Annotated in this window: 16 protein-coding genes; 4 read left to right on the forward strand and 12 right to left on the reverse strand. The window is 72.7% G+C overall.

Annotated features, from left to right (window positions below; all coding sequences use genetic code 11):
* Positions 1-592: 592 nt before the first annotated feature.
* The 11 genes from tyrS to argC form a co-directional block, all read right to left on the reverse strand.
* Entirely contained in the window at positions 593-1,855 is a 1,263-nt protein-coding gene (gene tyrS, locus HP550_RS08900; protein ID WP_175347346.1) for a tyrosine--tRNA ligase, read from the reverse strand.
* A gap of 79 nt (positions 1,856-1,934) precedes the next feature.
* The gene (locus HP550_RS08905; protein WP_175347347.1) at positions 1,935-2,645 is read right to left on the reverse strand and encodes a DNA-3-methyladenine glycosylase; all 711 of its coding nucleotides are present in this window, start codon (positions 2,643-2,645) and stop codon (positions 1,935-1,937) included.
* Between the two features lie 43 nt (positions 2,646-2,688).
* Positions 2,689-3,240 carry a uridine kinase gene (locus HP550_RS08910; protein ID WP_175347348.1) on the reverse strand — a complete coding sequence of 184 codons (552 nt, stop codon included), beginning with the start codon at positions 3,238-3,240 and terminating at the stop codon, positions 2,689-2,691.
* A complete protein-coding gene (gene argH, locus HP550_RS08915) occupies positions 3,237-4,691 on the reverse strand; it encodes an argininosuccinate lyase (RefSeq protein WP_175347349.1) in 1,455 nt (484 codons plus the stop codon). The genes HP550_RS08910 and argH overlap by 4 nt, the downstream gene beginning before the upstream one ends.
* The gene (locus HP550_RS08920; RefSeq protein WP_175347350.1) at positions 4,684-5,925 is read right to left on the reverse strand and encodes an argininosuccinate synthase; all 1,242 of its coding nucleotides are present in this window, start codon (positions 5,923-5,925) and stop codon (positions 4,684-4,686) included. Before HP550_RS08920 ends, argH begins: the two co-directional genes overlap by 8 nt.
* A gap of 39 nt (positions 5,926-5,964) precedes the next feature.
* Positions 5,965-6,495 carry an arginine repressor gene (locus HP550_RS08925; RefSeq protein ID WP_056093530.1) on the reverse strand — a complete coding sequence of 177 codons (531 nt, stop codon included), beginning with the start codon at positions 6,493-6,495 and terminating at the stop codon, positions 5,965-5,967.
* Positions 6,492-7,424, reverse strand: a complete 933-nt coding sequence (argF, locus tag HP550_RS08930; RefSeq protein ID WP_175347351.1) for an ornithine carbamoyltransferase — start codon at positions 7,422-7,424, stop codon at positions 6,492-6,494. Before argF ends, HP550_RS08925 begins: the two co-directional genes overlap by 4 nt.
* A gap of 58 nt (positions 7,425-7,482) precedes the next feature.
* Positions 7,483-8,772, reverse strand: a complete 1,290-nt coding sequence (locus tag HP550_RS08935; RefSeq protein ID WP_175347352.1) for an acetylornithine transaminase — start codon at positions 8,770-8,772, stop codon at positions 7,483-7,485.
* Positions 8,769-9,743 carry an acetylglutamate kinase gene (gene argB / locus HP550_RS08940; RefSeq protein ID WP_175347353.1) on the reverse strand — a complete coding sequence of 325 codons (975 nt, stop codon included), beginning with the start codon at positions 9,741-9,743 and terminating at the stop codon, positions 8,769-8,771. Before argB ends, HP550_RS08935 begins: the two co-directional genes overlap by 4 nt.
* Positions 9,740-10,945, reverse strand: coding sequence for a bifunctional glutamate N-acetyltransferase/amino-acid acetyltransferase ArgJ (gene argJ, locus HP550_RS08945; protein WP_175347354.1), 1,206 nt, complete (start codon positions 10,943-10,945; stop codon positions 9,740-9,742). The genes argB and argJ overlap by 4 nt, the downstream gene beginning before the upstream one ends.
* Positions 10,942-12,012 (reverse strand): N-acetyl-gamma-glutamyl-phosphate reductase, encoded by a 1,071-nt coding sequence (gene argC, locus HP550_RS08950; RefSeq protein ID WP_246280722.1) that lies wholly within the window; start codon positions 12,010-12,012, stop codon positions 10,942-10,944. Before argC ends, argJ begins: the two co-directional genes overlap by 4 nt.
* Before the next feature lie 76 nt (positions 12,013-12,088).
* Between argC and HP550_RS08955 the strand changes: the two genes are divergently transcribed.
* From HP550_RS08955 to HP550_RS08970, 4 genes are all read left to right on the forward strand, one after another.
* Positions 12,089-13,072, forward strand: coding sequence for a zinc-binding dehydrogenase (locus HP550_RS08955; protein ID WP_175347356.1), 984 nt, complete (start codon positions 12,089-12,091; stop codon positions 13,070-13,072).
* Positions 13,069-13,815 (forward strand): DsbA family oxidoreductase, encoded by a 747-nt coding sequence (locus HP550_RS08960; RefSeq protein ID WP_343048071.1) that lies wholly within the window; start codon positions 13,069-13,071, stop codon positions 13,813-13,815. Before HP550_RS08955 ends, HP550_RS08960 begins: the two co-directional genes overlap by 4 nt.
* Entirely contained in the window at positions 13,803-14,300 is a 498-nt protein-coding gene (locus tag HP550_RS08965; RefSeq protein ID WP_343048072.1) for a GNAT family N-acetyltransferase, read from the forward strand. The genes HP550_RS08960 and HP550_RS08965 overlap by 13 nt, the downstream gene beginning before the upstream one ends.
* Positions 14,301-14,396: 96 nt before the next feature.
* Positions 14,397-15,764 carry a TrpB-like pyridoxal phosphate-dependent enzyme gene (locus HP550_RS08970; protein ID WP_175347357.1) on the forward strand — a complete coding sequence of 456 codons (1,368 nt, stop codon included), beginning with the start codon at positions 14,397-14,399 and terminating at the stop codon, positions 15,762-15,764.
* On the opposite strand, the gene HP550_RS08975 is transcribed toward HP550_RS08970, so the two are convergent.
* Positions 15,751-20,712, reverse strand: coding sequence for an ExeM/NucH family extracellular endonuclease (locus HP550_RS08975; protein ID WP_343048073.1), 4,962 nt, complete (start codon positions 20,710-20,712; stop codon positions 15,751-15,753). The two genes, HP550_RS08970 and HP550_RS08975, sit on opposite strands and share 14 nt — an antisense overlap.
* Between the last annotated feature and the right edge of the window lie 64 nt (positions 20,713-20,776).

Below are 20,776 nucleotides of genomic sequence, written 5' to 3' on the forward strand. Positions count from 1 at the left end.
ACCGACACACGAAATGGTCCCGATAAGGACCGTTCAGATTCGGCTGAATTTTGGCACCGCCCCAACCACGGAGGTGGAAGAAAACGGCACCTATCTCAACCAAGACCCACCACCCTCGAACACCCCCACCCAAACGGGCACAAGCATCATCAGAAAGCGAGCCATATGGCATCGACTATTTGGCACACTGTTGAGTTCTCAAGGAACAGACGCGCATCTCCTCGAGATCTTTCGATCTCATCCGAGAGGCTTTGTCGTTCTGAATCCTACCTGGCTTTCGGACCGCTTCCCGCCACCCGCCTGGGCAGCATCTGCGGGCCGTGAGCCCGTCACCGTCCGGTTTCGGGGCGCACGAAGCGCCTGTCAACACGTTCGGGGGTGGCCACCCTAGGGACCAGCCACCGAGGTTCTATCCGCGGTGTCCGTTCCTCCCTCTCGGGCGACATCGAGAACATTACGCGCGTGTTGCGGCGGGTGTCCAATCCCGGTCCGGTGACCCCGGTCACCAGGGTGAGCTGGGAGCACAGAAGCCCTGGTCAGAGCCGTGGCGAGCCCTCGAAACCCGGTCGGGGCCAAGGGCTCGCCGCGAGCGTCACGCGCGGGCGTCGACGACCGCGAGGGTCCGCTTGCCGCGGCGGAGCACCGCCCAGCGCCCGTGCAGGAGGTCGTCGACCGTCAGGACGGCGTCCTCGGAGGCCACACGAACGTTGTTGACGGAGGCGCCGCCCTCGGCGATCGCGCGACGTGCCGCCCCCTTGCTGGTGACGACACCCGTGGCGGCGAGCAGGTCCGCGATGGAGTCGCCCGCAGCACCGGGTGTCGACGGCAGCTCCGCCACGGCCGCTGCGAGCGTGGCGGCGTCGAGGTCGCCGAGCGATCCCCGTCCGAACAGTGCGTGGCTCGCCGCGACCACCTGGTCGGCCGCCGCCGCCCCGTGCACGAGCGCGGTCACCTCGTACGCCAGGGCGCGCTGCGCCTCCCGGGCTGCCGGCCGCTGCGCGACCGCCGCCTCGAGCTCCTCGATCTCCGTGCGGGACCGGAAGCTGAACACCTTGAGGTAGCGCACCACGTCCGCGTCGTCGGCGTTGAGCCAGAACTGGAAGAACGCGTAGGGGGTGGTCAGCTCGGGGTCGAGCCAGACGGTGCCGGTCTCGGTCTTGCCGAACTTGGTGCCGTCCGCCTTGGTGATCAGCGGTGTGGTGAGCGCGTGCACGGAGATGCCCTCGGCCTTGCGGATGAGCTCGACCCCCGACAGCAGGTTGCCCCACTGGTCGCTGCCACCCGTCTGGAGCGTGATCCCGTGCCGGCGGTGCAGCTCGAGGTAGTCCATCCCCTGGAGGATCTGGTAGCTGAACTCGGTGAAGCTGATGCCCGCGTCGCTGTTCAGGCGTCGGGCCACCGTGTCCTTGGCCAGCATGGTGCCGAGGCGGTAGTGCTTACCGATGTCGCGCAGGAAGTCGATGGCCGACAGCGGCGCGGTCCAGTCCAGGTTGTTCACCATGGTGGCCGCGTTCGGTCCGTCGAAGCGGAGCAGCGGCTCGATCTGCTTGCGGATCCGCTCGACCCAGGCCGAGACGAGGTCGCGGTCGTTGAGCGTGCGCTCCCCCGCCATCTTCGGGTCGCCGATGAGTCCGGTGGCTCCGCCGACGAGGCCGAAGGGCGCGTGCCCGGCGTCCTGGAGGCGGCGGACGGTGAGGATCTGGACGAGGTTGCCGATGTGCAGGCTCGGCGCGGTCGGGTCGAACCCGCAGTAGAGCGCGACGGGCCCGGCCGAGAGGGCGTCGCGGAGGGCGTCGAGGTCGGTGGTCTGGGCGATCAGCCCGCGCCACTCGAGCTCGTCGAGGATGTGGTTCACAAGGTCTCCAGAGGGGTGCCCGGTCGAGGCCGGGGCAGGCAGAGGTGGGGGCGGGGAGTCCAGCCGGCGTCGTCGTCCCTCACGGGACGTCTACCGACGCCGGCGCGCGATACGCCGGGCGATACGCGGAGACCGTGCGCTCGTCGGTGAGCCAGTAGCGCCAAGGGAACCTCGTCCCCTCGCCGCCGGACCCGCTGACGCCGACCCGGGGGCCGCTCTTGTGCGTCGGCTGGACGACCACCTGGTGGCGGTGCAGCACGACGTCGCCGCCCGGTTCCGTGATGTCCGCGCCGTTGGCGCCCATGTCGAGGCCGAGCGCGACAGCCAGACGCGCCGGACCGCGAGCCAGCTGGCGCTCCGAGTCGACGACGCCGACGGCCTCGCGGCGCCGCCACGCGAGGTCCGTGCCCTCGACGATCTCGCCCGCGCGCAGCAGCACGGCGGCCGGACGGCCGGTGGGCTCGGCGACGACGTTGAGGCAGTGGTGCATGCCGAGGTGGCGGTAGACGTAGAGGCGGCCCGGCTCGGCGAACATCACCGCGTTGCGGGACGTCCGGCCGCGGAACGCGTGGGAGCCCGGGTCGTCGGCGCCGCCGTAGGCCTCGACCTCGGTGATCCGCAGCGTCACGTCACCCTCCGGTGACCGGGACGTGAGGTAGGCGCCCAGCAGGTCGCGCGCGACCGCGTGCACCTCGCGGCTGAACCAGACGCGCGCCGGGACGGCCACGAGCGCGCGCGGGCCGGCGGCGTCCGGGGTCTCGATCGGGGGCGACGGGCTCACCCCGCCCATCTTGCCGCACGACGCCGGTGTTCCGCGGCGTGGTCCAGGCCGCTCAGGGGATGCGCGCACCGAACGCGTCGAGCCGGACGTCCGCGCGCTCGCGCGTCCGCTCGCGCTCGAAGTGCGCTGCCTCGTCGGCCATCCACGTCACCCAGTGCTCCCGCGCGTCGACGCCGTCGCGCGCCAGACCCCTCTCGAGGCGCAGTGCCGCCGGTGCCTCGACCCAGATCCTCAGCACGGCGAGAGGATCGACCGATCGCCGCGCGGAGCCGCAGCCCTCGACGACGAGCAGGTCGGGCACCGGCACGTCCACCCACTCGGCGAACGCCTCGGTCCCCCAGTCGTACCGCTGGTACCGGCCCGGCAGGCCGCGCCGCAGGGGCTCCAGGACCTGCGCCGACAGGCGGGGCCAGAGCGAGCCGTCGAGCCCCGTCCACCCCTCGTAGAGGTCGTCCAGGTGCAGCACGGTCGCCCCGTGGTCGGCCAGCGCGGCCGCGAGCGTCGTCTTGCCCGAGCCTGCCGGGCCGTCGACGGCGACGAGCCGCACGCGGCCCAGCCGAGGACGCGACGCGAGCACCCGGGCCGCGAGCTCGGCGGCGGTCACGACGCCCAGGTACGCAGCTCCGCCGCGCGGGCGCGGGCCCGGTCCAGCTGCTCGGCCACGCGCACCGGGGCGGTGCCGCCGTGGGCCGACCGCGAGGCCAGCGACCCCTCGACCGTGAGCACCGTGCGGACCTCGGGGGTCAGGTGCGGTGAGATCGCCGCGAGCTCGTCGTCGGTCAGGTCCCACAGCTCGATCGCCGGCTCGTGCTCCTCGCACGCCCGGACGCACGCGCCCGCCACCTCGTGCGCGACCCGGAAAGGGACACCGGTGCGGACGAGCCACTCGGCGATGTCCGTCGCCAGGGAGAACCCCTGCGGCGCCAGCGAGGCCAGCCGCTCGGTGTCGAACTCGAGGGTCGCGACCATGCCGGCGAACGCCGGGAGCAGGACGCTGAGCTGGTCGACCTGGTCGAACACCGGCTCCTTGTCCTCCTGGAGGTCGCGGTTGTACGCGAGCGGCAGACCCTTCAGCGTGGTCAGCAGGCCCGTGAGGTCGCCGATCAGGCGTCCCGCCTTGCCGCGCGCGAGCTCGGCGACGTCCGGGTTCTTCTTCTGCGGCATGATGCTCGACCCCGTGGAGTAGGCGTCGTGCAGCTTGACGAAGCCGAACTCCTTGGTCGCCCAGAGGACGACCTCCTCGGCCAGCCGGGAGACGTCCACGGCGAGCATCGCGGCCACGAACGCGAACTCGGCGACCACGTCGCGCGAGGCCGTGCCGTCGATCGAGTTCTCGACCGGACCGGCGAAGCCCAGCTCCGTGGCGACCGCGGCCGGGTCCAGACCGAGCGACGATCCCGCGAGCGCGCCCGAGCCGTAGGGCGACAGGGCCGCCCGGGCGTCCCAGTCGATCCAGCGCTCGACGTCGCGCAGCAGCGGCCACGCGTGGGCGAGCAGGTGGTGGGCGAGCAGGACGGGCTGCGCGTGCTGGAGGTGGGTGCGGCCCGGCATCGGCGCCTCGCCCGCCCGGTCGGCCTGCGCCACGAGCGCGTCGACCACGTCCAGGACCAGGCGCGCGAGACCGCGCGACTCCTCGCGCAGGTACATCCGCACGAGCGTGGCGATCTGGTCGTTGCGGGAGCGGCCGGCGCGGAGCTTGCCACCGACGTCGGCGCCGGCCCGGTCGATCAGCCCGCGCTCCAGGGCGGTGTGCACGTCCTCGTCCTCGAGCACCGGCAGGAAGGCGCCGCTCGCGACGTCCGCCCGCAGCCGCTCCAGGGCGTCGACCATCGCCGTGAGCTCGTCGTCCGTGAGCAGACCCGCACCGTGCAGGACGTGTGCGTGCGCGACCGAGCCGGAGATGTCGTGCCCCGCGAGCCGCCAGTCGAAGTGCGTCGACTGCGACAGCGCCTGGAGCGCCTCCGACGGGCCACCGGCGAACCGACCGCCCCACAGCGAGACGTTGCCGGCCGGCTGGACGGCGCCGCCCGACGTCGAGGCGACGTCCTCAGGCACCCGTGATCCCGCCCTGCGAGCCGAGGTCCACGCCGTTGCCGAAGCGGACGTCGCGCGCGGCGGCCAGCTTGGAGGACAGGCCGTAGATCTCGATGAAGCCCTTGGCGGCCGACTGGTCGAACGAGTCGCCCGTGTCGTACGTCGCCAGGTTGAAGTCGTACAGGCTCGCGTCCGAGCGGCGGCCCGTGACGGTCGCGCGGCCGCCGTGCAGGACGATCCGCACGTCGCCGGAGACGTAGCGCTGCGTGTCGTCGACGAACACGTCGAGCGACTTCTTCAGCGGCGAGAACCACTGGCCGTCGTAGACCAGCTCGGTCCAGCGCTGCTCGACGCCCCGCTTGAACCGGGCCTGCTCGCGCTCGACGGTGACGTTCTCGAGCTCCTGGTGCGCGGCGATCAGGGCGATCGCACCCGGCGCCTCGTAGACCTCGCGCGACTTGATGCCGACCAGGCGGTCCTCGACGATGTCGATCCGGCCGATGCCCTGGGCGCCCGCGCGACGGTTCATCTCCTGGATGGCCTGCAGCGGCGTGACCGGGATGCCGTCCAGGGCGACGGGGACGCCCGCCTCGAACGTCACGATGACCTCGTCGGCGACCGGCGGGAACGTCGGGTCGTCCGTGTACGTGTAGACGTCCTTGGTGGGGCCGTTCCAGATGTCCTCGAGGAAGCCGGTCTCGACCGCGCGGCCCCAGACGTTCTGGTCGATCGAGAACGGGTTGTGCTTGGTGGTCTCGATCGGCAGCGCGTTGCGGGTGGCGAACTCGATGGCCTTGTCGCGGGTCAGTGCGAGGTCGCGGACCGGTGCCAGGCAGGTCAGGTCGGGCGCGAGCGACGTGATGCCGACCTCGAAGCGGACCTGGTCGTTGCCCTTGCCGGTGCAGCCGTGGGCGACGGTCGTCGCGCCGAACTGCCGAGCGGCACGCACCAGGTGCTTGACGATCACCGGGCGCGACAGCGCCGACACCAGCGGGTAGCGGTCCAGGTAGAGCGCGTTCGCCTTGAGGGCCGGCATGCAGTACTCGTTCGCGAACTCGTCGCGGGCGTCGGCCACGTAAGCCTCCACCGCGCCGCAGTCGAGCGCGCGCTGGCGGATCACGTTGAGGTCCTCGCCGCCCTGGCCGACGTCGACCGCCACGGCGATCACCTCGGCACCGGTGGCCTCGGCGATCCAGCCGATGCCCACGGAGGTGTCCAGGCCGCCGGAGTAGGCGAGGACGACGCGCTCAGTCATGGTTCTTCTCTCTTCGCAGGTTCTGAGGGGGTTCTGGGGTCAGTCTGACGGACGGGTGCGCGAGGGCGTGTCGGTCGCCAGCGCGAGGAAGCGGGCGGCCAGCGCGGCGCCGGTCTCCCCCTCGCGGGCGATGACCAGCACGGTGTCGTCGCCCGCGATCGTGCCGAGGGCGGCCGGCAGGATCGAGTGGTCGATGGCCGACGCGAGGAACTGGGCGGCTCCGGGCGGGGTGCGCAGGACGACGAGGTTGCCGGACGCCTCCGCGGTGACGAGCAGCTCCGCGCAGAGCCGGGCCAGCCGTGCGGCGAGCATCTCCTCGTCGGGGCCGGCCGCCGGAGCGCGCAGACCGCCCTCGGCCGGGACCGCGTAGGCGAGCGCCCCGGACGGTGTCCGGATCTTGACCGCGCGCAGCTCGACGAGGTCGCGCGAGAGCGTCGCCTGCGTGACGGTGACGCCCTCGGCGGTGAGCAGCTCGGCCAGCTGCTGCTGGGAGTGCACCGTGCCGCGGGTGAGCAGCGAGGTGACCAGCGCGTGCCGGGCGGCCTTGGTGTGCGGGACCGTGACGCTCACGTGCCCTCCACCAGCCAGGACAGGAGCGCCTTCTGAGCGTGCAGGCGGTTCTCGGCCTCGTCCCAGACCACCGACTGCGGGCCGTCGAGCACCTCGGCGGTGATCTCCTTGCCGCGGTAGGCGGGCAGGCAGTGCAGGACGAGCGCGTCGTGGGCGGCGAGCGCCATCGCGGCGGAGTCCACCCGGAACGGCACGAACGGGGTCTCCCGGACGGCGGCCTCGGACTCCTGGCCCATCGAGACCCACGTGTCGGTGGCGACGACGTCCGCACCGGTCACGGCCTCGGCGAGCGTGTGCACCACCGTCACCGACCCGCCGGTGTCGGCGGCGATCGCCGTCGCGTCCGCGAGGGTCGACGCGTCCGGGAGGAAGCCCTCCGGGGTGCCGATCCGCACGTGCAGGCCCGCCGTGGCGCCGCCGAGCAGGTACGAGTGCGACATGTTGTTGGCGCCGTCGCCGACGTACGCGAGCGTCCGGCCGGCCACTCCCCCGACGCCACCCCGGTGCTGGGCGATCGTCGCCAGGTCCGCCAGGATCTGGCACGGGTGGAAGCTGTCGGTCAGCGCGTTCACCACCGGGACGCCCGAGAACTCGGCCATCTGCTCGAGCCGGTCCTGGGAGAACGTCCGCCACACGATCGCGGCGACCTGCCGGCCGAGCACCCGCGCGGTGTCGGCGATCGACTCGCGCTCGCCGATCCGCGCGAGCTTCCCGTCGACAGCCAACGGGAAGCCGCCGAGCTCGGCGATGCCGGCGGTGAACGAGACCTGGGTGCGCAGGGTGGGCTTGTCGAAGATGACGGCGACCGCCCGCGGACCGGTCAGTGGCGTCCGGATGAACCGGTCGTCGCGGAAGGCGAGGGCGAGCTCGAGGACCGCACGCTGGTCGCGGGGGCTCAAGTCGTCGTCGCGGAGGAAGTGCCGGGTCATGCGGACCCACCGCCGACCAGGCCGCCGAGGACGCAGGCGTCGCGCACGAGGTGCCGGGTCATGACAGGTCCTCCGGGAGGCCGACCAGGAAGTCGACGAACGTGCCCGCCTGCTCCGCGGTGAGCAGGAAGGGTGGCGCGAGCCGGACGGTCGTCGGGGTGCACGGGTTGACGATGAACCCGGCGTCCAGCGCGCGGGCGGCCACCGCGGCGGCGACCGGCGCGACCAGCTCGATCCCGATCAGGAACCCCTCGCCCCGCACCTCGCTGACCAGTGCCGCTGTCGCGAGCCGCTCGCGGAACGTGGCTCCGAGCGCGGCGACGTGCGCGAGCAGGCCGTCGCGCTCGATCACCGCGATCGTCGCCAGCCCGGCGACCGATGCCACGGGGTTGCCCCCGAACGTCGTCCCGTGCTGCCCCCGACCGAGCAGCGTCGCGGTCCGCTCGCCGTACGCGATGAGGGCGCCCACGGGGAAGCCGCCGCCGAGCCCCTTGGCCACCGTGACGACGTCGGGCACGATCCCGCCCCCGATGTGCGGGAGCTGGTGGGCGAACCAGGCGCCGGTCCGGCCCATGCCGGTCTGCACCTCGTCGAGGATGAGCAGCGCACCGTGCTCGGCCGTGAGCTTCCGGGCGAGCGCGAGGTAGCCGGGCGGGAGCGGCCGGACGCCGGCCTCGCCCTGGAGGGGCTCGAGGAACAGCGCGGCCACCCGGTCGCCGTCGACCGCGAACGCGGCCTCGAGCGCCTCGGTGTCGGCGAACGGCACGAACTCGACGCCACCGGGCAACGGCTCGAACGGCTCGCGGTAGGCGGCCTTGTGGGTGAGCGCCAGGGCGCCCATCGACCGGCCGTGGAACGAGCCCTCGAGCGCCAGGACGCGCGGCCGGTCCGTGCCACCGTTGCGGCGTGCCAGCTTGAACGCGGCCTCGTTGGCCTCGGTGCCGGAGTTGGTGAGGAACACGCGGGAGCCCGCGGGCGCGCCGGCCAGGGCGAGCAGCCGCTCGGCGAACGCGATCTGGGTGGGGCTGCCGAAGAAGTTGGAGACGTGCCCGAGCGTGCCCAGCTGCGCGCTGATCGCCGCCGTGAGCGTCGGGTGCGCGTGGCCGAGCGAGTTCACGGCGATCCCGCCGAGCAGGTCGAGGTAGCGGTTGCCGTCCGCGTCCCAGACGTAGGCGCCCTCGCCGCGCACCAGCACGCGCTGGGGTGCGCCGAAGGTGTCCATGAGGGCGTGCGTGTAGCGGTCGGTCCACTGGGCGACGGAACCGTCCGTGGCGGCGACGGGCAGCGACGCGTCCGGGTTCTCTGCCGACCGGTGCCGGGCCCGGACGCTCGTGTTCTCGACGGTCATGCGGTCACCTCGGGGTGATGGGGCACCACGGGGATGGGCGCGGTGAACGGGGCGTCGGCGGGCTCCTCGTCGGGCAGGACCATGGTGCCGATGCCGTCGGAGGTGAACACCTCCACCAGGATCGAGTGGGCCGAGCGACCGTCGATGACGTGGGCGCGTCCGACGCCGCCCTCGACCGCCCGCCAGCAGGCCTCCATCTTCGGGCGCATGCCGGCGTCCAGCCCGGGCAGCAGCTCTGCGAGCGAGCTGGCACTGATCCGCCGCACCAGCGACGACTTGTCCGGCCAGCTGGTGTAGAGGCCCTCGACGTCGGTGAGCACGATGAGCTTGCGCGCGCCGAGGGCGACCGCGAGCGCCGCGGCAGCCGTGTCGGCGTTGACGTTGAGCACCTGGGTGGGGTCGTCGAGGTCCGGTGCCACGGTCGACACGACCGGGATGCGGCCGGCGTCCAGGAGGTCCAGGACCGCGCTGGGGTTGACCTTGACCACGTCGCCGACCTGGCCGATGTCGACGTTCACGCCGTCGACGATCGCGGTCCGGCGGCGCGCCTGGAACAGCCCGCCGTCCTCGCCCGAGAGCCCCACGGCGTGCGGGCCGTGCGCGTTGAGCAGCCCGACGAGCTCGCGCGACACCTGGCCGGTGAGCACCATCCGGACCACGTCCATCGCCTCGGGCGTCGTCACCCGCAGCCCGCCACGAAACTCCGACTCGATGCCGAGCCGGTCGAGCATGGCGTTGATCTGCGGTCCCCCGCCGTGCACCACGACCGGCTTGAGGCCGACCTGCCGCAGGAACACCATGTCCTCGGCGAACGACCGCTTCAGGTTCTCGTCGATCATCGCGTTGCCGCCGTACTTGACGACGACGAGGGCGCCCGCGAACTTCTGGAGCCAGGGCAGGGCCTCGATCAGGACCTCGGCCTTCTGGTCGGCACGCAGGTCCGTGCGGGTGTTGAACGTGAAGTCGCTCATGTGGAGTACGCGCTGTTCTCGTGGACGTAGTCGTGCGTGAGGTCGTTGGTCCACACGGTCACCACCTCACCGCCCGCGTGCAGGTCGATCAGCACGTGCACCTCCCGGTGCGCGGCCAGGTCCACCTCGGAGCGCGGCCGGAAGGCGCCGCCGGCCTTGCACACCTGGACGCCGTTGATCGTGACGTCCAGCTGCGCGGGGTCGAACGCCGCCACGCTCTCGGGCACCGTGCCGACCTGCGCCAGCACACGGCCCCAGTTGGGGTCGTTGCCGAACATGGCGGCCTTGAACAGGTTGGAGCGGGTCACGGCCCGGGCGACCGCGAGCGCCGCGTCCTGCGTCTCGGCGCCCATCACGGTCACCGCGATGTCGTGCGTGGCGCCCTCCGCGTCCGCGATCAGCGCGCGCGCGAGCTCGCCGCAGACCTGGGTCAGCGCGGCCGTGAAGCCGGCAGGGTCCGGGACCGCGCGGCTGGCACCGGAGACGAGCAGGGTGACCGTGTCCGAGGTCGACATGCAGCCGTCGGAGTCGATGCGGTCGAACGTCTCGGAGGTTGCCGTGCGCAGGGCGGCTGCGGCGGTCTCGGCATCGACGACGGCGTCCGTGGTGATCACGCAGAGCATCGTGGCCAGGCCCGGTGCGAGCATCCCGGCACCCTTGGCCATGCCCCCGACGGTCCACGCCCCCCGGTCTCCGTCGACGTGGAGGTGGGCGGTCTTCGGCACCGAGTCGGTCGTCATGATCGCGACGGCGGCGTCCGGGCCCCCGTCGGAGGACAGCGCCTCCACCGCGACGTCCACGCCCGCGAGGAGCGTGTCGATGGGGAGCCGCTCGCCGATCAGACCGGTCGAGCAGACGACGACGTCTCCCGGGGAGATCTCCAGGGCGGCCCCGACCTTCTCGGCCGTCGCGTGGGTGTCCTGGAAGCCCTCGGGGCCCGTGCAGACGTTGGCCCCGCCCGAGTTGAGGACGACCGCGCTCACGACACCGTCGGACACCGCCTGGCGCGACCAGACCACGGGCGCGCCGACCACCCGGTTCGTCGTGAACACGGCGGCGGCGGCCTGGGACGGTCCGTCGTTGACGACGAGCGCGAGATCGGGCCGGCCGGACGCCTTGAGCCCCGCGGTGATGCCGGAGGCGCGGAAGCCAGCCGCCGCGGTGACGCCGGGCGAGGGCAGGGCGAGCGTCTCGGTGCTCACGGGGCAACTCCGTCCAGGGAAAGGCCGAGCGTCTCGGGGAGTCCGAGCGCCAGGTTGAGCGACTGCAGGGCGCCGCCGGCGGTGCCCTTGACCAGGTTGTCGATGGCGGTGACAGTGACCACGCGGCCCGCGCGCTCGTCGACCGCCACCTGCACGAGCGCGGTGTTGGCACCCAGGGTGGCAGCCGTCGTCGGCCACTGCCCCTCGGGGAGCAGGTGCACGAACGGCTCGTCCGCGTAGGTCTCCTCCCACGCCGCCCGCACGGTCGCGGGGTCCACGCCGTCGACCAGCCGGGCCGTCGCGGTCGCCAGGATGCCGCGGGCCATCGGCACGAGCGTCGGCGTGAACGAGATCGTCACGTCCGCCGCGCCCGCGGAGCGCAGGTTCTGGGCGATCTCCGGGATGTGCCGGTGCGTGCCGCCGACCGCGTACGGCTGCGCGGAGCCGAGCCCTTCGCTGGCCAGCAGGTGCGTCTTGAGCGACTTCCCGGCACCGGAGTACCCGTTGGCGAGGACCGCCACGAGGTCGGTCGGCTGGATCAGCCCCGCGGCCACCCCGGGCTGCAGACCGAGCGAGACGGCGGTGACGTTGCAGCCGGGGACGGCGATCCGCCGGGCGGCGCCGAGGACCGCCCGCTGCCCGGTGGCGGTCCGCTCCGCCGGGTGCAGCAGCTCGGGCAGGCCGTACGGCCACGTCCCGGCGTGCGCGTTGCCGTAGAACTGCTCCCAGTCGGCCGCGTCTGCGAGCCGGTGGTCGGCGCCCAGGTCGACGACGATCGCGCCGTCGCCGCGCGCCTCGAGCTCCGCGGCGATCGCGCCGCTCGCGCCGTGCGGCAGGGCGAGGACGACCACGTCGTGGCCTGCGAGCGTGTCGACCCCGGTGGGCTCGAGCACGCGGTCGGCCAGCGAGCGCAGGTGCGGCTGGTGGGCACCCAGGAGCGAGCCGGCGTTGGAGTGCGCGGTGAGGGTCCCGATCCGCGCCTCGGGATGCGCCAGGAGCACGCGGAGCATCTCGCCGCCGGCGTACCCGCTGGCACCCGCGACCGCGACCGTGAACGTCATGTGCATGAACATACACAAGGCTGCACGAAGATACGAACTTGATCCTGGGAAGATCGCCGCGCGCCGCCGCGTTGCCGCAACCGTGCGCGCCATCCGAGCCACCGCCGCCGGCGGACCCGACGTCCTCGAGCTCACCGAGCTCCCCGACCCCGAGCCGGCCGCCGACGAGGTTCTCGTCCGGGTGGCCGCGGCCGGCGTCAACTTCATCGACACGTACCGCCGCTCCGGCGCGTACCGCATGCCGTTCCCGCACGTCGTGGGCTCGGAGGGTGCCGGCGAGGTGGTCGCGATCGGCGACGACGTCACCGAGATCGCCGTGGGCGACCGGGTCGCGTGGTCGTCGGCCCCGGGGTCGTACGCCGAGCTGGTGACCGTGCGGGAGTCCAAGGCGCTGCTCGTCCCGGAGGGTGTGCCCGACCAGGTCGGCGCGGCCCTCCCCCTGCAGGGCCTCACCGCGCACTACCTCGTGACCTCGACCTTCCCCGTGCAGGCCGGGCACGACGTGCTGGTGCACGCGGCCGCCGGCGGGGTGGGCCTGCTGCTGACCCAGCTGGCGACCCAGCGCGGTGCGCGCGTCATCGCGACCGTCGGCGGTGCGGACAAGGAGCGCCTGGCGCGCCAGGCCGGTGCCACCGAGGTCATCCGCTACCGCGAGCTCGACGACCTCAGCCGTGACCTGCCCGCAGAGGTCCGGGCGCTCACCGGGGGCGCCGGCGTGCACGCCGTCTTCGACTCGGTCGGCAAGGACACGTTCGACGCGTCCCTGGCCTCGCTGCACCGTCGCGGGACCCTCGTCCTGTTCGGCGCCTCGTCCGGTCCCGTCCCGCCCGTCGACCCGCAGCGCCTCAACGCGGCCGGCTCGGTGTTCCTCACCCGACCCACGCTGGACGACCACGTCGCGACGCGGGACGAGCTGACCTGGCGCGCCCGGGAGCTGTTCGACGCGGTCCGCGCCGGCGAGCTCGACGTGCGGATAGGCGCCACGTTCCCCCTGGCCGACGCGGCCGACGCCCACCGCGCGCTCGAGTCGCGCTCCACCACCGGAAAGGTCCTGCTGCTCCCGTGACGATCCCTGTCCTGAACGAGGTACGCACCCTGCACGTCGAGGTCTGGTCGGACATCGCCTGCCCGTGGTGCTACATCGGCAAGCGCCGGTTCGCGACCGCCCTCTCCGACTTCCCGCACCGGGACCACGTCGAGGTCACGTGGCGGTCGTACGAGCTGTCGCCGCGCACGCCCGTCGGACCGGGGCGGCCGGAGATCGACATGCTGGCCACGCTCAAGGGCATCCCGCACGACCAGGTCAAGCGCATGTTCGCGCAGGTCACCGCCGTGGCGGCCGGCGAGGGACTCGCGTACGACTTCGACCGGTCGCTGGCCGTCAACACGTTCGCGGCGCACCGCCTGGTGCACCTCGCGCGGACGACCGGGGGTGCCGAGCTCGCGGAGCGGACGCTGGAGGCCCTGTTCTCGGCGCACTTCGAGCACGGCGCCGACCTGGGCGACGACGACACCCTCGTGCGGATCGTCAGCGACGCGGGCCTCGACGAGGTGGTCGTCCGTGCCGCGCTGGACGGCGACGACGGCGCCGACGCCGTCCGTGCCGACGAGGACGAGGCCCGCGCGCTCGGCGTGACCGGTGTGCCGTTCTTCGTCGTCGACCGCCGGGTCGCCGTCTCGGGTGCGCAGCCCGCCGACGTGTTCACCCAGCTGCTCGAGGCCGGGTGGCGCGAGGCCAACCCACTCCAGACCCTCGCCGCGGCCGACCCCGACGCCGCGGCCTGCGTGGACGACTCGTGCGCGATCTGACCCTCCGCGCCGTCACCGCGGAGGACGTTCCCGCGCTGGCCCGACTGAACGACGACGCGGTGCCCGCCGTCAACGAGCTCGGCGCCGACGGCCTGACCGCTCACCTGCCGGAGTGCGAGCTGGCGCTGGTCGCCGAGGACGACGGGGACGCGCTGGGCTTCGTCCTGGCCGTGGCCCCTGGCTCGGCCTACGCCAGCGAGAACTACCGGTGGTTCTCCACGCACGTCCCCGGCTCGCTCTACGTCGACCGGATCGTCGTCCACCCCGCGGCGCACGGCCGAGGCGTCGGGAGGGCGCTGTACGGCGCCGTCGACGCGCGCGCCCGCGAGCTCGGCCTCGGCGTCGTGACCTGCGAGGTCAACCTCGAGCCGCCCAACCCGGAGTCGCTCGCGTTCCACAAGCGCCTCGGCTTCCGCCGGGTCGGTGAGCAGGCGACGAAGGGCGGCTCCGTCGTCGTGGCGCTGCTGTCCCGCGACATCGGCTGACCGGACCCGAGCGCTACGCTGCCGCTGCGAACCAGAGCCGGTCGCGGACCGTCGACGGGGTCGCACCCCACTCGGCGCGCGCCCCCGGAGGCCCTGATGACGTCCCCGCTCCTCGACACCCTCGGTGTCTCCGTCCCCTCGACGGTCCCCACGCACTGGTACAACCTGGCCGCGGACCTGCCGTCGCCGTGTCCGCCCGCGCTGCACCCGGGGACACGGGAGCCGTTGACCCCGGACGACCTGGCGCCGCTGTTCCCGATGGCGCTGATCCTTCAGGAGGTCAGCACCGAGCGGTGGATCGAGATCCCGGAGCAGGTGCGCGAGATCTACGCCCTCTGGCGCCCGTCCCCCCTCATCCGCGCACGCCGGCTCGAACGCGCGCTCGGCACACCCGCGCGGATCTACTACAAGTACGAGGGCGTCAGCCCGGTCGGGTCGCACAAGCCGAACACGGCCGTCGCGCAGGCCTACTACAACGCCGCCGAGGGCATCACGAAGCTCACCACCGAGACGGGCGCCGGTCAGTGGGGCGCTTCCCTGGCCATGGCGTGCTCCCTGCTCGGGCTGACCTGCGAGGTGTGGCAGGTCCGTGCCTCGTTCGACTCCAAGCCCTACCGCCGGATGCAGATGGAGACCTACGGGAGCATCTGCCACCCGTCACCGTCGGACCTCACGCACGCGGGCCGCGCGATGCTCGCCGCCGACCCCGAGACCACCGGGTCGCTCGGCATGGCCATCAGCGAGGCGGTCGAGGCGGCCGCGACCGATCCGGACGCCCACTACGCGTTGGGCAGCGTGCTCAACCACGTGCTCCTGCACCAGAGCGTCATCGGCCAGGAGGCGCTCGCGCAGCTCGACGCGATCGAGGAGAGCGCCGACGTCGTGTTCGCCTGCGCCGGGGGCGGGTCCAACCTCGGCGGGCTCAGCTTCCCGTTCCTCGGTCGCAACCTGCGCGAGGGCACCTCCACCCGCGTCGTCGCGTGCGAGCCTGCCGCGTGCCCGTCCCTGACGCAGGGCGAGTACCGGTACGACTTCGGGGACGTCGCCGGCCTGACCCCGCTGCTGAAGATGCACACCCTGGGCGCCGACTTCGTGCCGCCGCCGATCCACGCCGGGGGCCTTCGGTACCACGGCATGGCGCCGATGGTGTCGCACGCGGTCGAGCTCGGGCTGATCGACGCGATCGCCGTCGACCAGGACACGGCCTTCGCCGCCGGCATCCTGTTCGCGCGCGCGGAGGGCATCATCCCCGCGCCGGAGTCCACCCACGCGGTCGCCGGCGCGATCGCGCACGCCCGGGCCGCCACCGAGGCGGAGACGATCGTCATCGGCCTGTCGGGCAACGGCGTGCTGGACCTGCCCGCGTACCACGACTACGTCTGGGGTCCGTCGGGTCTGAGCACGACCGAGGCCCGCGCCCCCGAGGGGACGCGGGCCTCGGCGTGTGCGATCAGCGGGTGCTGACCGGCGCGCTCGTGCTCGGGCTCACGTTCGCGGTGTCGCTCGGGACGAACGTCGCCGTGTACGTGTGCCGACCCGACGGGACCGTGCCGATCGCGATGCCCAGCACCACGTTCAGTCGCTTGACCACCGTGGTGCCCTCGCGGATCTCGATCGTGCCCGACGGCACCCGTCCGTTGTCGGTGGCGACCGTGGCGATCGCGACCGACGGGATGAACAGGAAGCCGGGCGTGACGGTCAGACCGGTCGTCGTGGTCACCTTCTTGACGACCACCGTGACCGGCGCCGACTCGGAGCCGGTCACCGTGGACCCACCGGCGTACCGGGCCACCACGGCATAGGTGCCGGCGGGCGTAGACGACGGCAGCGTCAGCCTGGCCACACCGCTGCCGTTGAGCGTCGCCGTGCCCAGCACCGTGGTGCCGGAGACGAACTGCACCGACCCGGTCACCGGGACGGCGGCCGTGACCGTCGCGGTGAGCGTCACCCGCGACGACGAGCCGTACACCTGGCTCGACGGCGCCGCCGTGAGCGTGGTGGTCGACGACGGGATGCTCGCCTCGACGGTGAGCGGGAGCGTCACGGTGGTGCCGCTCGGGCTCGCCACGAGGGTGAGCGTGTGCGCGCCCGCCGCCGTGCCCGCCGGGATCGTCACCGAGACGGCGGCGCTGCCACCGCTGACCGGAGCGGTCCCGATCGTGGTGCCGTCGAGCCGGACGTCCAGGCTGGTGTTGGCCGGCGAGCCGAGGCTCGTCAGGTCCAGCTTGGTCACCGGGAACGCCAGCGTGTCACCGGCGGTCACCGTGGACGCGACCGTCGGGACCCCGACGGCCTGGCGGGCGAAGTCCGGAGCCAGCCCCGGGTGCGTCTGGAGGTAGGTGATCCAGCCGTCCCGGTCGATGAGGCCCGAGTCCCGCGCGTCCGTACCGTCCAGGAACACCCGGAAGTTGTCGCCACCGGTGGTCAGGAACGAGAACGTGCCGATCCGGTAGCTCGCCGCCGGGTCGATGGGCTGGCCGTTGACCGTGATGGAGGTGATGCGCGACCCCGCCGCCGCCGTGGCGTCGTACGTGTAGGTCACGTTGTCGGACAGGCCCAGCTGGAGGTACGACCTGCTCGGGACCGTGCCGTCCGGGAGGGTCTGCCACTGCTGCTCGAGCATCGTCTTGAACTGCGCGCCCGTGAGCGACGTGGTCCAGAGGTTGTTGACGAACGGCAGCACACCGTTGGCCTCCGCCGTGGTCACGACCCCGTCGGGTGCGTAGTAGAGCTCGGCCCGCAGGCCGCCCGGGTTGACGACACCGATCTCGGCGCCACCCAGGTTCTCCGGAGCGAGGGTGTCCCGCAGCGCGTTGGCCACGAGGTCACCCAGCGTGGACTCGCTCGCCCGGTCGTCACGCGCCGTGGAGGCGGCCGTGTAGCCGGTCGGGCCGTACGTGCCGCCCGTGAAGGCGGTCGTGATGTCCGCCGAGACCGAGCCGACGGGGACCGAGCCGACCGTGTTGGCGTACGCCAGCGCGGCCGTGACGATCGTGTTCACCTGCGCCACCCGCGGGTACGTCGCGACCAGCTGCGCGGCGAACGCGGCCTCGTTCTGCGCCGGGGTGTTGCCCGGGACGGCCGGGGCGACCAGGCGCGGCACGTTCTGCTGGGTGTGCGCCAGGATCTCGCCGGTGGTCGGGTCGACCGTCAGCACGACCTTGCCGATGAACTCGCCGTAGCTGCCCGTCTGCAGGATCGGTCGCGTCGCGTTCGGCACACCGGGGACCGGGGCCTCCCACGCGTACTGCTGGTGGGTGTGCCCGGTGAAGATGGCGTCGACGGTTCCGGAGGTCTCCTCGACGATCTCCTGGAACGCACCGCCCTCGCCGAGCTCCTCCTCGAGCGTGCCGCCGGGCAGACCCTCACCGGCACCCTCGTGGTAGCTGGCGACGAGCACGTCGGCCTCGCCGTTGGACTCGTCCCCGTCGCTCAGCTGGGCGGCGACGCGGTTGACGGCGTCGACCGGGTCACCGATGTCCAGCTGCGTGATGCCTCCGGGGCTGACCAGCGACGGGGTCTCCTCCGTCACCGCGCCGATGACGCCGACCGAGACGGCGCCCATGTCGATGATCGAGTACTCGTCCAGCGCCGGCGTCGTGGTGCCCTTGAGGTAGACGTTCGCCCCCAGGTAGTCCCACTTCGCGTTGGTGCCGCCCGCGATCACGCGGTCGGTGAGGTCCTGGTACCCCTTGTCGAACTCGTGGTTGCCCACGGCCGACGCGTTGAGCTCCAGGGCGTTGAGCACGTCGATCGTCGGCTGGTCCTGCTGGACGGCCGAGGCGAAGAGGGACGCGCTGATGTTGTCGCCGGCCGAGACGAACGCGACCGGGCCGCCTGCCGCGAGGGCAGCCGCCTTCTCCTTCTCCACCGTGCCGGCGAACTTCACCGTGTTGGCGTCGATGCGGCCGTGGAAGTCGTTGATGTCCAGCAGCGTGAGGTCGACCGGCTTCGCAGCGCCCTCGACCAGCCCGACGATCACCGGGTCGTGGTCGGAGGACCGGTAGACGTCCGGCGCGTAGTAGAGCGTGCCGTGGTAGTTGTACCGGTCGTACTCGAGCGCGATGGACTCCTCGGCGTTGATCTCCCAGATGTCCGCACCGGTGGCCCGCGCCATCCCGGCCGCGTTGAGCAGCACGTGGTCGAGCGAGCCGGACAGGCCGCTGAACGAGTACGAGAACTGGCCGTCGGCGAGCGCCGTGGCGGCATCGGTGTACCCGTCGCCGTACAGGACCTGCAGCGGGTCCTCGAGCGTGTAGGCGTTGAAGTCACCGATGAGCGCGACCGCCTGGGCGTCGCCCTGGACCGTCGGGACCCAGTCGCGCAGCGCCGTGGCCTGCAGGACGCGCGACGCGTTCGAGGCACCCTGCCCGTCACCGGCGTCGGCGTCACCCGGCCACGGTCCGGCCGAGCCCTTCGACTTGAAGTGGTTCACGGCGACGAAGAACGGCTCGCCCCCGCCGACCGGCGTGAAGACCTGGCCGATGGGCTCGCGCGCGTTGCCGAACGCCTGGTCGTCCCCGCTCTGGTTGCCCAGTGCGCGGGACTCGCCCGTGCGCTCGACGGCGGCGGGCTTGTAGATGAGGGCGTTGGTGATGACGTCCTGGCCTGCGGCCGGCGGCAGCTCGGTCGACGACGGGACGTACGCCCAGACGGTGGAGCCGGCAGCCGCGTTCAGCGCGGAGACGAGTGTGCCGAGCGCCTCGTCGGCGACGCCGTCCACCTTGGCCGAGTTCTCGATCTCGAGCAGACCGACGACGTCGGCGTCGAGCGCGTTGATGGCGGCGACGATCTTGTCCTGCTGGCGCTGGAGGTCGTCCGGGTCCCACGCACCGCGCGGGTTGCAGCCGCTGTTGACCGTGACGGGGTCGCCGGTGCGGTCGTTGAAGGACGTGCAGCCCGCCGTGGTGGCGCCGAGGGTGGTGAAGTAGTTGAGCACGTTGAACGACGCGACCTTGAGGTCACCACCCACGGCCGACGGGGCCGCCGTGCGGTCGTTCTCGAACGTCACGGCCGCCGGCCCGGGAACCGTCGGGTTGAGCTTCCAGACGTTGTTGCGGAAGTCGACGACGACCGGGGCGGTGATCGCCGCGGCCGCGCCCACGCGGACCGGGTTGGTCAGCGAGACGTACGGGGGCGTGAGGCCCGAGTTCGCCGCCGACAGGAAGTTGGTGGACGACCCGTCGTCGAGCACGACCCCGCGGGCGGCGTTGTCCACGACGGCTGCCAGCGCCTCGGGCGAGCCGGGGCGACCCACCTCGGTGGGCTGGAGCAGCGGCAGCGTGCCGGCCGCGAGGCCGACCTCGCCGTACTGGTTGGTGGAGAACGTGTTGCTGATCGTCAGGGCGCCGGTCGGCTGGAACAGCATCGACTCGAGCTGCTCGCGGGCGGCGTCGGTGGTCGGCCACGTGCCGGACACCGGCGTCACCGGGTCGGCGCTCGGCAGCGGCACCAGGTCCGCGGCGGCCGTGACGGTGATCTCGGTGAGGCCGTTGAACTCCGAGACCACGCCGGTCACCTGGACGTGGTCACCGATCGCGACCGCGCCGGCCGTGGCCGACGAGAAGACGAAGACCGCGTCGGACGCACCGGGCGTCGCGTCGGTCGTGCCGCCCGAGCCGGGCGTCTGGAGCACGTAGCCGTTCAGCCCACCCGTCGGGTAGGCCGCGGTGACGACACCGTCCGTGATCACGGTCTGGCCGGACAGGGGCGACGTCGCGCCCGTCCCCTGGACCTCGGCGATCGTGGCGGCGACCGGTGTGACGGGGCCGGGGGTGCCCGCGACGCCGGGGGTCGGGGTCGCACCGGCGAAGTCGGCCGCGTTGTTCGCGGTGTTCGTGAGCAGCCCGTCGCGGGTGACCGACTGGCTGTTCGAGGCGCCGAGGGCGGGGCCGCTGCCGGCGAACGCGTTGGCGGTCGCGCCGTAGCCGACGAAGTCCACCACCGGGTCGCTCGCGGGGCACGCAGCGGGCGCGCAGGTCAGGGCGGTGGCGGTGTTGACCAGGGCGACCTTGCCGGCGGTGCCGCTCATCGCGATGGTGCCGGTGACGTTGCCAGGGACGGGGGTCGTGCCGCCGGTGCCGGCCGCCTCGACCACCACGAACGCGGCGCCGGGCTGGATGACCCCGGTCAGCGGCGTGACGAGGGTGGGGCCGAAGGAGCCCGTGGCCGACGCGTACTGGACCGACCAGCCGGTCACGTCGACCGGAGCGCTTGTCGGGTTGACCAGCTCGATGAAGTCGTTGGTGTAGGTGGCGCCGCTGTTCCCACCGCCGCCGTACACCTCGTTGATCAGGATGCGTGGGCTGGTGCCCACACCGGCGTGGGCGGCACCGGCTGTGACCACTGCCCCCGTCACCGCCAAGGCGAGGGCGGCAATGCCCCCGCTGATCGACTTCGTCGCACGGCGCACGTCGGGCTCACTTTCGTCGGGAGAACGCAAAAGCGGCCGCTCGTGACGGCCTGGACAACCTTCG

Origin of the sequence: Cellulomonas humilata (assembly GCF_013359775.1) — a bacterium.
Classification (GTDB): Bacteria; Actinomycetota; Actinomycetes; order Actinomycetales; family Cellulomonadaceae; genus Cellulomonas; species Cellulomonas humilata.

What these genes read in the sequence shown, in the direction of transcription:
- HP550_RS08935 (WP_175347352.1), bottom strand. Translation starts at nt 8,772, where the DNA reads ATGACCGTCGAGAACACGAGCGTCCGGGCCCGGCACCGGTCGGCAGAG.
- argB (WP_175347353.1), bottom strand. Translation starts at nt 9,743, where the DNA reads ATGAGCGACTTCACGTTCAACACCCGCACGGACCTGCGTGCCGACCAG.
- HP550_RS08920 (WP_175347350.1), bottom strand. Translation starts at nt 5,925, where the DNA reads ATGACTGAGCGCGTCGTCCTCGCCTACTCCGGCGGCCTGGACACCTCC.
- argF (WP_175347351.1), bottom strand. Translation starts at nt 7,424, where the DNA reads ATGACCCGGCACTTCCTCCGCGACGACGACTTGAGCCCCCGCGACCAG.
- HP550_RS08905 (WP_175347347.1), bottom strand. Translation starts at nt 2,645, where the DNA reads ATGGGCGGGGTGAGCCCGTCGCCCCCGATCGAGACCCCGGACGCCGCC.
- HP550_RS08970 (WP_175347357.1), top strand. Translation starts at nt 14,397, where the DNA reads ATGACGTCCCCGCTCCTCGACACCCTCGGTGTCTCCGTCCCCTCGACG.
- argC (WP_246280722.1), bottom strand. Translation starts at nt 12,012, where the DNA reads ATGCACATGACGTTCACGGTCGCGGTCGCGGGTGCCAGCGGGTACGCC.